The organism is Actinomadura sp. NTSP31 (assembly GCF_041951385.1).
Taxonomy (GTDB): domain Bacteria; phylum Actinomycetota; class Actinomycetes; order Streptosporangiales; family Streptosporangiaceae; genus Spirillospora; species Spirillospora napierensis.
On the sequence record NZ_JBGNUT010000023.1, the window covers coordinates 66,974 to 79,176 of the forward strand.

Here is a 12,203-nt window from a genome sequence, read left to right on the forward strand (position 1 = left end):
GCGGATGCGCGCGCAGCCCGCGCTCGATCAGCGGGTTCCCCCGGCTGCCCCGGCGGACGCGGGTCAGCACGCGCCGCGTCGGGACGGCGGCGCCGGTCAGCGGCACCCGGATCACCGGCTGGTCGGCGAACCCGTCCGCGAGGCGCGGCACCCGGGACAGGCCGAGGCCGTTCGCGACCAGCGGCCAGGACGTGGCGGCGTGCGCGATCCGTGGCGTGGAACCGGCGGCGGCGCAGTAGGCCATGACTGCCGGTGTGACCGCATGCGTCGGGGTGGACGCTGATCCACGCCTCGGACGCGGCGTCCTCCAACCGGACGACGCCCCGCCCGGACAGGAGGTGCCCCACCGGGACGATCAGGTCGAGCGCCTCCTCCAGCAGCCTGGGGTCGCCGGGCGGCGGTGTGTCCGGGGACGGCTCGATGACGGCGATGTCGGTCTCGCCGTCCAGGGGGAGGGCCGCGAACTCCTCGTCCGGGACGAGGATCTCCAGGGCACCGCGGTCGGGGTCGAGCCGGACGGCGTCGCCGTCCCGGACCCGGGCCAGCGACCCGCCGGCCGCCGCCTCCGGCGACACGTGGATCGCGGCGGGCACCGGCCCGACGCCCCCGACGTGCGGCCGTCCGTGACAAGCGCGACGCGGTGGCCCCGGTCCTGGAGGACGGCGAGGGGCGGACCTGCTCGCCGACTTGGTGTCGCATGAGGGCTCCGTCAATCGTCCGCCGCACCGCACGTTCGCGGCGGCGCGCAAGACGGCGCTGTGGACGTAGGCAATCAGGTCGTACGGACGGATGTCGTCCAGGCCAGGGTGCGCGGAATCTCATCGGGCGGTGGCGGGGTCTCGGTGAGTGGGAGGGCTGGTGTTGAAGGTGGGCGGGTTGTGAGAATCCGTCCATGAGTTCAGGGCCGGGCAGGCGAGGCGTTACCCACCGCATGGTGGACGTGGGGGACGTCAGCCTTCACGTGGTCGAGCAGGGCGAGGGGCTGCCCGTGGTGATGTGCCATGGCTTTCCGGGGCTCTGGTACAGCTGGCGGAACCAGGTTCCCGCGCTCGCCGCAGCCGGGTACCGGGCGATCGCGCCGGACATGCGCGGGTACGGGCGGAGCGACCGTCCCGCCGCGCCGGGCGACTACGACCGGCGGCACACCGTGGCCGACATGGTGGGCCTGCTGGACGCGCTGGACATCGATGAGGCCGTCTTCGCGGGGCACGATTTCGGGGCGTCCCTCACTTGGGACTTGCCGCAGTGGGCGCCCGGGCGGGTGAAGGCGCTCATCCAGTTCAGCGTGCCGCGCGTCCTCGTGTCGAGCCGTCCGCCGGGCGAGCTCTACGCCCGGTTGGCCACGCGCCATTTCACTCACATGCACTACTTCCAGCAGCCCGGGACGGCCGACGAGGAACTCGCCAGGGAGCCCGGACGCTTTCTGAAAAATGTGTTCTGGGCGCTCAGCGGCGGCTACCGGTACCTCGATACGTGGCGGCATCCCAGCGAAGGCAATGGCTACCTCGATGTCCTGCCCGAGGCGCCGCCGCTGCCGTGGCCGTGGATGTCGGAGGCGGAACTCGCCATTTACGTGGGCGAGTTCAGCCGGACGGGATTCACCGGTGGTCTCAACTGGTACCGCGCCAACGACCACGTCTGGCGGGAGAAGCAGAACCGGCCGGACGAGCCCGTCAACGTCCCGACGCTGTTCGTGGTGGGCGACCGCGACCCTGTTCACGAGATCATGGGCGCCGGTTCCCTGACCGCGATGGAGGGCCTCGTGCCCGGCCTGCGCGGCGTTCACGTCCTCGAAGGCGCGGGGCATTTCGTGCAGATGGAGGCAGCGGACGAGGTCAACGCCGCCATGCTCGCCTTCCTCACCGACCTCGAGTGACGCATCCAGGTCGACGCCCCGAACGCGATCCCGAGTTCGGGCATCGAGATGTGGTGATCAAGCCGTCTACAGGAGCTTCTTCACCTCACCGGCTAAAGGTCAGCATTGCGATCATTGAGTCTTTTTCGGCGGTGGTGTGGGGACTGCTGATCACGTGATGGTCGCGGTCTGTATGGCTGCGCCACCGGCGTCGTCCGCTGGCACCGCAAGAAGATCGGCAGCAAGGGCCGGGCAATGCCGCACGGCCCGCAGTGCGTCGGGTCGATGAGGCTGTGCCAACTCTGCTGAGATCGGACAGCGGGGCGGTCCATCACTCGGGAGCGGGCCATTCCTCGGCCAGGAGCGCGTATGAGAGACCGTCGAGCCATCCCCTGGTGCGGTGGAGAGAGTCTTTCACCGTGTGCTGTTCGCGGCGCATCCCAACCCGCTCCATCAGCCGCCACGAAGGTTCGTTGTCATAGAAACACTCCGCGTGCAGGCGGCGCAGGCCAAGACTCCCGAAGGCGACGTCGATGAGGGCACGTACCGCTTCGGTGGCGTAGCCCTTGCCGCCGTAGGAGGGATCCAACGTCCACCCGAGCTCTCCTTGGACGTTTTTCGCCTGGTCGGCGACCTCCTCCTGGGCCCAAGCGTCCTGGACCTGCAGCGTCAGATCGCCGATCACCCGGCCGTCCAGTTCGACGATGAGCAGGTCTGCGAGCCGCTCCTCGCGGAGAAAACGCTCGCGGTAGCCGTCGTATGTCGTCGTGGCGGCCCCAACCCATTCGTGAATCTCCGGCAACTGCCGGAAGGCCCAGGTCGCGTCCAGGTCGTCGGGGGTGGCGCGGCGCAACAGCAGTCGGTGGGTGGAGATCGGCCAGTCCAGCGTGTCAAGAGGGTGGCGCATGGGTTTCATGCTGGCAGAGAGCCGTGATGACACACAAAACGGATTACTGCGGGCGACGTCCTCTTCAACGACGCGGCGATCGCCCTAAAGGAACTGACAGGACACCGAAGCGACCAGGGCTCCCGGAACCCGGCACCGGCGTCGTCCGCCGGCACCGCAAGAAGATCGGCAGCAAGGGCCCGGCGCTGCACGGCTCGGTCCACGACCTGGCCGCGGCCCGCATCTGAGGTCTCATTCGGGTGTTGGCCGCCACCGGACTTCTCGTGCTGGCCGACAAGGCGTACCAGGGCGCCGGCGCGCATATCCTCACGCCCTCCAAAGGGCGCCACAAGCCCGAACCGCAAAAGGACGCCAACCGTGCACACGCCAAGCTCCGCGCGCCCGGAGAACGAGCGAACGCCCAGCTCGAGTCATGGCGCATCCTGTGGAAACTGCGCTGCTGCCCCCACCGCGCCGGCCGCCTCGCCAAAGCCGTCCACCCTGCAACTCCGCGAGACCACGTCACGCTGAAAAAGGCTCAGTGCCTGATCGTCATCTTTTCAGACCGGTGAAAAGGGTCAATGAATGCTTCGGGAAATCGTTTCTGCGTATTGTTGCGCGTATTCGGGGATTTTGGAGTTGTTTCGTGCCAGGCCGATCAGTCGGAAGGTCGTGATGACATCGATGTTTCCTCGGGCGACGTCCACGTTCACCAGTCCGGCGGCCACTGTCATGCAGGCGGAATCGGCGATGGCGGTGATCTCCTTGCACTTGCCGGACCTGATGATAGAAGCAATTGAATGTGACGCGACTGAGGCGGTGGGCCACGCGCTGACCGTCACGGTCGCCATGGATCTGTCGTCGCCGTGAAGGGCTGTGGAAGCCAGGCAATAGGTGTGCTTGTCACCTGACTCCTGGGACCGTACCTGGAGTCTTCGGCCCAGCAGGAGTGACTTGCTATGGGCGGTGGCCAGCATGCAGGCGGAGGGCATGGAGAACTGCTGTCCTGGGGGGTCCACCGTGGGCATCCTGATGCTGCCGGGGGTGGGTTCGCTCGGGCTCCCGCCGGCGGAACAGGCGGAGACCGTGAGCAGCATTGTGCATAGCACGGCGGTGTAGTGGCGCGGTGGCCCGTGTGCGATCACCGGCGTGTCCAGGCTTTGGGGTCCTTGAGTCCTACTGATGAGTTGCCGGGCGGTGCTATGGCCACGACGGTGGCGCTGACGTTGTTCAGAGCCTTGATCTGATCGCTGTGGGCGTCCATGGCGTTGTCGATGACGTTCTTGACGTTGTCCACCATGCTCGACAGGAGGCCGGTGAAATGCGAGGCCTGCAATGCGAAGCCGGCCGGTGCGCCCACGCCGGTGGCCTCGGCCAATCCGCCGAGGTAGGTCTTCCAGTCGCCGAGAGCGCCGCCGATGAAGTTGCTGAGAGCCTTGGCGCAGTCGAGGATGTAGTTGACGCAGCTCTTGTACATGTTGATAAGGGTGCTGTAGAGCGTCGCCGTCTCCTTCGCCGCCGTCTGCAGGGCGGTCACGTTGGCCGTGACCTTCTTGTCCACCTCGGTGACGTAGTCCGCGAACCCCATCGCGGCGCCCCCGGTCCAGTACGTGTCGACGTCCCCGCGAGCCGTCGCGACGGAGCGCGACGAATCCTGCATGTGCTTGGCCGAGGCCTCCCATGCGCTCACGGCCCTCTGCACATTGTCCGGATGGCCGATCATGTCCTTGACGAGGTCGAGGGTGTCGATCGCCGGCTGGTAGAAGAAGAAGTCGGCCCACTTGCGCACTGTGGCCGCGGCGCCCTCCGGGAAGGGCACGGCCTCCTGGATCGTCGTCATGGCCTTCCTCGTCCCATCAGCCGTGCTTCGGCATCAGCGTGAGGTTCTTGTCCTCGGCGTGGTCGTATTCGTTCGCCGTCATGCGAAGGTTCACCGCCGACAGGGCGAGCACGTTGCGGCCGCTGTCGAGCTGCTGCCACACGCCGTCGACGACGGCGTTGTACTTGCTGGGAATGTTGGCGACCCTCCCCAGATAGCCCAGATCATCCGCTCCGAGCTTCGCCCCGTTCAGGTCGCTGCCGGCCGCGGCCCAGTCCGCCGCGGCCTGGGTGAGCGACTTCGAGGCCCGGCGCAATGCGGCGGTTGCGACAAGGAGTTCGGACATTGGTCACCTCGCTGCGTTCTGCTGCGCGCGGGCCGCGGTTTCCGCGGCCGCGGACACGGCTCGTACGATGCGCTCCGCAAGGACCTTTCCGCGGTAGCTATGAAGGTTCTGTGACGTCAGCGTCACGTCCACGAGGAATCCGAAGCCGTTGACCCGGACGGTCCCGAGACCTCCCTCGATCTCCTGTTCGAAGTGCTGAGGAGGGCGTCGGCTGGCCTCCTCGACACTGTCACGGAACTCGCTTTCGGCCTGGTGTACGAAATTCGCGACCGAATCGATCTCGGCCTGAAGGTATTCGGCCCACATCGTGGCCCCGCTCTCCGGCTTAGAAGGACGACCAGTCGGGTGCGGAGGACTGCCTGATGCTCTCCGCCGTGGCGGCCGTAACGGCCTCGGTGATCCGCCGACCGGTCGTCCGCGAATGGGGCCCGCGCAGCAGGCCGTCGTCGATGTCGAGTGCGAGGAGCCGTCCGGTTCCGTCCACGGACGCCGTAACATCGCCGTCCCGGGACGCTGCGGAGAATATTCGGCTCCGCCGCTCTTGAAGCAGTTGATCGGCCTGCTCGGCGCGGACGCGTGCGAGGGTGGCGGCTGTGGAAAGGGCCTCGATCCTGCGGTCCTCGCTGATCAGTTTCCCAGTGTCGGAGAAATCCACAGGGGTACTCGCCGGCGGCGGTCCGTCTTGTTTCGGGGGCCCGGTGTTGGCGGGAACTTGCTCGGCAGCGGTTTCCTGGCGGCCTTGCCGTGGTTCTTCGGGCTCTGGCGCCGGCGGCTGGGGTGATTCGATTCTGGAGCGAATCTCGTCTGCGTTCGTGGGGGCGAATGGTGTGCTTCTGTTGAGGATGCTGTCAATTGACCGGTTGTCGTCGGGGGAGCCCATCGTCATGCACAACTTCCCGTAGTCGGAGCGATGAGGAGTGTCGCTATGCGGGGTGTGCGTTGCGAGGTGGCGCTCAAGAGGTCACGTGAGTGTCCGTGGGAGGGATCATAGTAATGAAGCCGGGCAGCAGCAAGATGCCGTCATGACCAATCTGGTGTTCTGAGTCAGGTGACTTGTTCGACGTCGGGTGTTTGAGGTCGGGGACGTCAGCGTCCGGAAATGATCGTCTGGGGTGGGGTGGTCCGGTTAGGGCCTCGGCGGGGGTGGTGGGGGAGCGGATATCGTCTGGGCGGGCTGTTGGTTTCGGTTGGAGGTGGGGAGTTTGACTCAGGCCGGGTGGTATGCGGATCCCTATGGTGGGGGCGGGCTTCGCTGGTGGGACGGGGCGAGGTGGACGGAGCACGTCAACGCGGCGCCCGCGCAGCAGCCCGCGGCGGCGGCTCCTCAGCAGGGGGCGGGGCAGCCGCGGCCGGGCGGCGGCGGTGGGGGGCCGGTGCTGCACAAGGAGCGGTATGGGGTCGAGTTGTACGCCGACCAGAACGTGATCTCGTTCGACGGGACGACCATCGAGCTGGCCAAGGCCGAGTTCGTCGGATATTCGGTGGTGCGGAACGAGATGCGGGTGCCGCTGAACATGCATGTGCACACGTCGAGCCAGTACCACTTCGAGATGGGGTTCTTTCCCGTCAACCAGGCGCCCGCCGTGGTGTTCAAGGACAGCGGGGTGCGGTCGAGCACGCCTCCGGACTGGCAGTTCCTCGTCGACCTGTCGAAGGCTTATGTGGAGCCGCGGTTGCTGCGGGAGTTCCTCGCCGCGATCGAGGCGGGGCAGACGGTCGACGTCGGCAAGGTGCGGATCGACCGGAACGGGTTCGCCGGCGGGAGCGTCTCGCACGGCTGGGACGGCATCGAGGGCGTCACCTTCGAGAAGGGGAGCTACTTCGTCCGGGTGCGGGGCGCCCGCAAGCCGATTCTGCGGATCCCGCAGCAGAACCAGAACGTGATGCTGCTTCCGCAGATCTTCGATGTGCTGAAGCGCTGACGGTTCAGTCCCGGGCGGCCAGCTCCTTCAGCGCGGTGAGGCTCGGCGCCTCGGCCCGCGAGCCGGGGATCACCTTGCCCGGGTGCCAGGCGCCGTCCGCGACGGGGAGGTCGGCGGCGGCGAACTCGTCCAGCAGCCGGGCCGCGGGGACGTCGCGGGCCTTGGCGGCGCGCAGCTCCTTCGTCCAGGCGACGGCCTCGTTGGCGCCGTCGTCGCCGGCGGCGGGACGGCGGACGAACCCGGCGGCGTCCTCCCCGTCGGCGGCCCACAGGTAGCCGAGGACGGTGTCGCCGGCGCCGACCGCCAGGTAGCCGACGGGCCGGTCGGTCCGGGACGGGTAGTTCGCGGGCGCGGAACCGACCCGCCGGAGGTCGAGGTTCTCCGTGGTCCGCCTGACGTCGCGGTCGTCGATGCCCATGCTGTGGTCTCCTGTTCCCGTCACGCCACCGGCGGCGGGGGCGGCTTGAGGATCGCGTTCCATTCGAGCGTGCGGTTCGCGTCGGCCAGGGCGGCCGCGCCGACCTCGGGGACGCGGAAGCCGTTGCCGCGCATGTGCCCGACCAGGTCCGCCGCCGGCGGGAGGTCGTGGACGCGCAGGTAGAAGGCTACTCCGGCGGCCCAGACGAAGGTGCCGTCGGTGTGGTAGGCGACGGGAACGGTGCTGGGCCGGGCCGGGACGAGCATGTCGGCGGTCTTGTTGCCGCTGTCGTAGACGACCGGGGCCTGCTCCAGGTACCGGAGGATCGCGTCCCGCTCCTGCGCGGGGACGGGCGGCGCCGGGTCCGCGGTGAGGTCGCTGTGGTCGAGGTCGGGGAAGACGAGGCGCAGGGACTGGGTGTGGCGGGAGGCGAGCCGCCGCAGGTCGTCCAGGCTCGCGGCCTCCTCTTCGGGGGCGTCCGCGGACGGGCCGCCTTCGATGCCCTTGCAGTCGCGGACGGCCTGCAGCGCGGGCACTCCGGCGGCGTAGGCGTCGCGGAGCCGGACGATCAGCGGCCCGCCGGCGTTGGTGCCGGCGATGCCGGCGTCGTCGCGCCCGAGGTAGGAGGCGGCGTTGCCGCCGACCGCCGCCCACAGGTAGCCGAGGACGACGTCGCCGCGGGTGACGGGCAGGTACCGGACGGGTCCGGCGGCGGCGTCGGGGTAGGTCGGCGGGAGCGTGAAGCTGAGCGGCCCGAAGCCCTTCGACCGGTCGGCGGGGGTGCCGTCGGGGTACTCGCCGTCCTGGACGAGCGGTCCGGGCTCGGGCGGAAGGCCCGGGTTGGCCAGGACCTGCAGGTCGGTGAGCGAGGCGGCCCGCTCCTCACGGGACCCGGCGGGGATTCCGCCGCCCTTCGGGTCCTGCGGGGCGCCGATCCAGCGGCGGATCGCTTCGCGGGCGGGCAGGCCCTGCCGGTGCGCCTCGTCCAGGCGGGCCTGCCAGACCATCGGGGTCTCCCACGCCCGCTCCAGCGCCTCGTTGCGGCGGATGAAGCCCGCGGCCCGGTCGGTGACGGCGGCCCACAGGTACCCGACGGTCTCGCCGGCGAGCACGACCGGCAGGTACACCACCGGCTTCCTGGTGAAGGCCGGGTAGCTGCGGTTCAGCGCTTCGTCCAGCCCGGCGATGGGCGGCAGGCCCGGCCCGCCGGGGGCGCCGGGGGCGCCGGGGCCGGGAGCGCCGGGTGGGGGAGGCGGGAAGCTCATGACGACCTCAGGATCGGGACGCGCCGGTCACGGCGGCGACGGCTTCGTTGCGGGCCTGCTCGGCGACCTCCGGGATCCGGAAGCCGCGCGACCGGATGTGCTCGACCAGCGCCGGCTCCGGCGCGACGCCGTGCGCGCGCAGGTAGTAGCCGACCGCGCCGGGCCACACCCAGGCGCCGTCGGTGTGGAACGTCAGCGGCACCTTGGCGGCCCGCTGCGGGTCGAACAGGTCGCTGTCGAAGCTGCGGGCGGCCAGCACGATGGGGGACTGCTCCAGGTAGCGGACGAGCGGCTCCCGCTGGTCGGCGGGCACGTCGGGGCGCTGGACGACCGGGGCGCCGTCCGCCGCGAGCGCGTCGAACGGCTTCGCGACCCGCAGTCCCTGCGCGGGCGCCAGCCAGGGCGGGGTGTGCTCGCCGTCGCGCGGGAAGAGGCGGCGCTCCTCCTCGTAGGCGGACTCCGGCACTGGGGCGCCGCGGAAGTCGGGCTCGCCCTGGTAGTCGTAGCGGATCCCGTAGGAGAACGGGAAGTCGAGCGTGAACACCGCGGTGAACCAGGTGCCCGTCCCCGGCTGGTACATCCCGGCGCGCAGCCGGCCGAACAGCTCGCCGAGCGCGGCGGGGGCGTCGACCACCTCCGGGAACGGCCTGCCGACGGGCTTGGCCGTCATCCGGGTCTCCGCGTGCGTCCCGAGCTGCTGGTACTGCGCGACCGCCTGCTCCCAGCCCGCCGGGAGGGTGTGCGTCAGCAGGAGGGTGATCTCCTCCAGCATCCGGTTCTGCTCGGCCGGGTCGAGCGGCCGGTTCTCGCTCACCATCTACTCATTCCCTCCGTTGCCCCGGCGCCGCTCAGCCGCTCTGCCCGGCGCCGGCGCGCCGGGTGATCCGGTCGCGGAGCCAGCCGGGGACGTGCTCGTCCGCGCGCGGGAACACGGCGAGGTCCTGGGCGAACAGCTCGTCCGGGACGGGCGGCTCCCACATCGGGTCGAACTTGTCGTTGAAACTGATCCAGTACGCGCCGGGCGGGTCCAGCATGTACCGCATCCCGAACCACGTGCCGGTGTCCGGCCGGTACATGATCGACCGCAGCCGCGCGGCGATGTGCTGCAGGTCGCGGGGCGGGTCGATCGCCGGGGACGAGCCGTCCCGCATGATCACGGTCAACGCCAGGTCGGTGGCGCCGGCGAGCATCCGGACCTGCAGGTCGACGCGCCGCCACTCGGGCGGGACGACCTGCACCAGGATCTGGCCGGCGCGCTGGACCAGCCGGGTGTACTCCTGCTGGTCGTAGGGCTGCGGCGACTGCCGCGGGTACGGCTGGTCGGCAGGGGGCTGGGTCATCGGACGGGTTCCTCCTAGCTCGGGGAGTCTATTGCCCGGCGGGCGGGATCGGTTCGCCGCCGGGTCCGCCGATCTCGATCAGCCGTCCGGAGCGCAGGAGGGCGGCGACGGTCTCGTAGGTGTAGAAGCCGCGGCCCTGGCGGGGCGGGAGGTCCTCGGGGGGCGCGCCGGCGGGGTAGGCGCGCACGTCGGTGAACAGGCCGGGGGCGACGTCGAGCGGTTCCACCAGGCGGTACACGTGGTAGGGGAGGCCGGCGGCGGACCCGGTCAGGCCGCGGACCTCGAACGGCGTGCCGATCGTGAACAGGAACGGCCGCTCGGGGTCCCCGTAGGCGTCCAGTTCGGTGCCGGCGGGCAGCGTGACGGTCGGGCCGTAGGGGTCCTCCGCCGGCTCCTGCGGGGGAGGCGGCGGCAGCGGCAGCCCGGACGTCCCCGCGAGCCGGCTGAAGATCTCCTGGGTGCTCATGAAGTCGCCGCGTTCGGGCGGCGGCCCCGGACGGCAGACGAAGTGCTCGTCGGGACGGTGGTGGATCTCGCCGAGCGCCACGTACGCGCGCCGCCCGGCCGCCTCGGCGCGCGGCCGCGGCTGCCCACGCCTGATGCGGTGCCGGTGGTCCTGGTCGAGCAGCCAGACGTCCTCGGTCCCGCCGGGAGGAGTCTGCCTGCGGATGATCCGGGCCTTCCGCAGGACGTCGGCGTCGACCTCCAGCCCCGCGTCGGCCAGCACCCCGCCCATCGCCCACGTCACCGCCGGCCGCGGCTCGGCGAACGGCGCGACCTCCACGAGGCGTCCCGCCTCCTGCCGGACGGCGAGCCAGGCGGGGCCGCTGCGGACGACCGACCAGCAGCCGTCGCCCAGCCGTCCCGCCAGGAAGCGGCCGGACGCGCCCGGCGCGAGACCGTCCAGAACCTCCCGCGCGCGCGGGAAGAGGTCCTCCAGGCCGGCGGGCCGCAGCAGGGCCGTCAGCTCGTCCTCGCCGCGCGCCATGCCGGGCTCGAACGACTCCGCCGCCGCGTGCAGCGCCAGCGGCGCCCGCATCCAGTCGGGGACGAGCGAGTCCGGGCGGGGGAACATCCGCAGCTCCTCGGCCCAGGCCCGCGCCGGGACCTCGTCCCGCCAGGGGACGCTCGACTCCCACCAGTCCCCCTGGTCGGGCCAGTCGTGCTCGGCCGTCAGGAAGGGCCGCCCGTCGATGGGGGGCGTCACGTCCAGGCAGAGCCTCATCCAGGTGCCGCGCCCCTCCTCGTACGCCTCGGCGCGCAGCCGGCGCAGCAGCTCGTACACCCCGGAACCCGGGAGCTTCTCCTCGGTCGCGATCAGCTCCCCGGCCCTGGCGGGGGAGTGGGCCCCGACGCGGCGCGGCCGGACGAGCCCGCCGCCGAGCGCGATCCATTCGAACGACTCGCCCACGGCGAGGTAGGTGAGCGAGGCGAGCTCCCAGCCGCCCGGCATGACATGCGCGATCAGCGTCGCGATGTCGTTCAGCAGCCGGTCTCGGTTCGGTTCCGCCATGTCTCCTCGGTCACCCTGGGGTCTCGCGCGGTGGGCGGGCCGGTCGCCGCCCGCCCCTCGTTCAGTTCTGGGCGATCTCCAGCAGCGCGGACAGGCTCTCCGCCGTGCTCGGCACCGTGCCCGCGGGGATGCCGCCCGAGCGTTCGTCCTCCGGCGTGCCGATCGCATGGTGAAGCGCCTCGAGCGGCGTCATCCCGTACTCGAACGCGGCGCGCAGTGCCTTGATCCACGGCATGGCGGAGTTGAAGCCGTCGTCCCCGATGGCGCGTCGGAAGACATACGCCGCCGCGTCATTGGCCACCGACGCCCACAGGTACCCAAGGACGACCCCGTTCCTGGTGACGGGGAGGTAGCGCACCGGGGCGTCCGTGGTCTTCGGGTAGGTGGGGCGAGGCGAACCGACCGGGACGGGAGGCGGCGGGCCTCCTCGCCACCGGCTGGTGGCGCGCGGGTCGCGCCGGATCCGCTCCTCTATCGCGTCGACATGGCCGGGGTTGGCGAGCTCTCCCAGCGCGTCCAGGCTGGGGGCCTCCAGTTCACCGGCGCCGTCGTCGAGGCGGCCGTAGTCGTCGCCCTCCGGTTCGCCCACCCATTTCCGCAGCGCCTGCAACGGAGTGAGGTCCTGAGCCCAGGCGTCCTTCAGCCGGTCGTTCCACACCCGATAGGCGCGCCAGCTCTCTTCCTTCAACGCCAGCCGGCGCATGCAACTGGCCGCGTTATCGGCCGCCGCCGCCCACAGGTACCCGACCGTCTCCCCTCGCGCGACGATCGGGTAGTAGCGCACGGGCCCGGAGGACTCCCGGCGATAAGAGCCCTGATACCCGCGGTGATCGGTCATG

General features: G+C 70.5%; 14 protein-coding genes and 3 pseudogenes. 4 read left to right on the forward strand and 13 right to left on the reverse strand.

The features are described 5' to 3' along the window. Positions 1–464: 464 nt before the first annotated feature. A pseudogene (locus ACA514_RS32595) lies at positions 465–673 on the reverse strand (dihydroxy-acid dehydratase); the annotation flags it as partial. Between the two features lie 219 nt (positions 674–892). Between ACA514_RS32595 and ACA514_RS32600 the strand changes: the two are divergent. Further along, on the forward strand, positions 893–1,876 hold the full coding sequence (locus ACA514_RS32600; RefSeq protein WP_375045114.1) for an alpha/beta fold hydrolase: 984 nt from the start codon (positions 893–895) through the stop codon (positions 1,874–1,876). A 310-nt stretch (positions 1,877–2,186) separates the two neighbouring features. Here ACA514_RS32600 and ACA514_RS32605 read toward each other — a convergent pair whose 3' ends face one another. Next, positions 2,187–2,762, reverse strand: coding sequence for a GNAT family N-acetyltransferase (locus ACA514_RS32605; RefSeq protein ID WP_375045115.1), 576 nt, complete (start codon positions 2,760–2,762; stop codon positions 2,187–2,189). Positions 2,763–2,947: 185 nt separating this feature from the next. Here ACA514_RS32605 and ACA514_RS32610 point away from each other — a divergent pair. Then, a pseudogene (locus tag ACA514_RS32610) lies at positions 2,948–3,313 on the forward strand (transposase family protein); the annotation flags it as partial. A gap of 6 nt (positions 3,314–3,319) precedes the next feature. Here the strand turns inward: ACA514_RS32610 and ACA514_RS32615 are convergent. From ACA514_RS32615 to ACA514_RS32635, 5 genes are all read right to left on the reverse strand, one after another. Next, entirely contained in the window at positions 3,320–3,592 is a 273-nt protein-coding gene (locus tag ACA514_RS32615; protein WP_375045116.1) for a hypothetical protein, read from the reverse strand. Between the two features lie 290 nt (positions 3,593–3,882). After that, positions 3,883–4,581: a WXG100 family type VII secretion target gene (locus tag ACA514_RS32620; protein WP_375045117.1), complete on the reverse strand. Its 699-nt coding sequence runs from the start codon at positions 4,579–4,581 to the stop codon at positions 3,883–3,885. 16 nt (positions 4,582–4,597) lie between these two features. Next, positions 4,598–4,906: a hypothetical protein gene (locus tag ACA514_RS32625; RefSeq protein WP_375045118.1), complete on the reverse strand. Its 309-nt coding sequence runs from the start codon at positions 4,904–4,906 to the stop codon at positions 4,598–4,600. A 3-nt stretch (positions 4,907–4,909) separates the two neighbouring features. Then, positions 4,910–5,212 carry a hypothetical protein gene (locus tag ACA514_RS32630; RefSeq protein WP_375045119.1) on the reverse strand — a complete coding sequence of 101 codons (303 nt, stop codon included), beginning with the start codon at positions 5,210–5,212 and terminating at the stop codon, positions 4,910–4,912. Between the two features lie 19 nt (positions 5,213–5,231). Then, on the reverse strand, positions 5,232–5,792 hold the full coding sequence (locus ACA514_RS32635; RefSeq protein WP_375045120.1) for a YbaB/EbfC family nucleoid-associated protein: 561 nt from the start codon (positions 5,790–5,792) through the stop codon (positions 5,232–5,234). Positions 5,793–6,099: 307 nt separating this feature from the next. Between ACA514_RS32635 and ACA514_RS32640 the strand changes: the two are divergent. After that, positions 6,100–6,207: pseudogene (locus tag ACA514_RS32640) on the forward strand (DUF2510 domain-containing protein); the annotation flags it as partial. Positions 6,208–6,279: 72 nt separating this feature from the next. Next, positions 6,280–6,828: a hypothetical protein gene (locus ACA514_RS32645; protein WP_375045194.1), complete on the forward strand. Its 549-nt coding sequence runs from the start codon at positions 6,280–6,282 to the stop codon at positions 6,826–6,828. Positions 6,829–6,832: 4 nt separating this feature from the next. Here the strand turns inward: ACA514_RS32645 and ACA514_RS32650 are convergent, their stop codons facing one another. From ACA514_RS32650 to ACA514_RS32675, 6 genes are all read right to left on the reverse strand, one after another. Then, complete coding sequence (locus ACA514_RS32650) at positions 6,833–7,246, reverse strand: hypothetical protein (RefSeq protein ID WP_375045121.1); 414 nt, start codon at positions 7,244–7,246, stop codon at positions 6,833–6,835. Between the two features lie 20 nt (positions 7,247–7,266). Next, a complete protein-coding gene (locus ACA514_RS32655; protein ID WP_375045122.1) occupies positions 7,267–8,511 on the reverse strand; it encodes a hypothetical protein in 1,245 nt (414 codons plus the stop codon). A gap of 7 nt (positions 8,512–8,518) precedes the next feature. After that, the gene (locus tag ACA514_RS32660) at positions 8,519–9,328 is read right to left on the reverse strand and encodes a hypothetical protein (protein WP_375045123.1); all 810 of its coding nucleotides are present in this window, start codon (positions 9,326–9,328) and stop codon (positions 8,519–8,521) included. A gap of 31 nt (positions 9,329–9,359) precedes the next feature. Further along, the gene (locus ACA514_RS32665) at positions 9,360–9,851 is read right to left on the reverse strand and encodes a hypothetical protein (protein ID WP_375045124.1); all 492 of its coding nucleotides are present in this window, start codon (positions 9,849–9,851) and stop codon (positions 9,360–9,362) included. 28 nt (positions 9,852–9,879) lie between these two features. Continuing rightward, positions 9,880–11,364 (reverse strand): glycohydrolase toxin TNT-related protein, encoded by a 1,485-nt coding sequence (locus ACA514_RS32670; RefSeq protein WP_375045125.1) that lies wholly within the window; start codon positions 11,362–11,364, stop codon positions 9,880–9,882. Between the two features lie 61 nt (positions 11,365–11,425). Continuing rightward, positions 11,426–12,202: a hypothetical protein gene (locus ACA514_RS32675; RefSeq protein WP_375045126.1), complete on the reverse strand. Its 777-nt coding sequence runs from the start codon at positions 12,200–12,202 to the stop codon at positions 11,426–11,428. Position 12,203 lies beyond the last annotated feature (1 nt).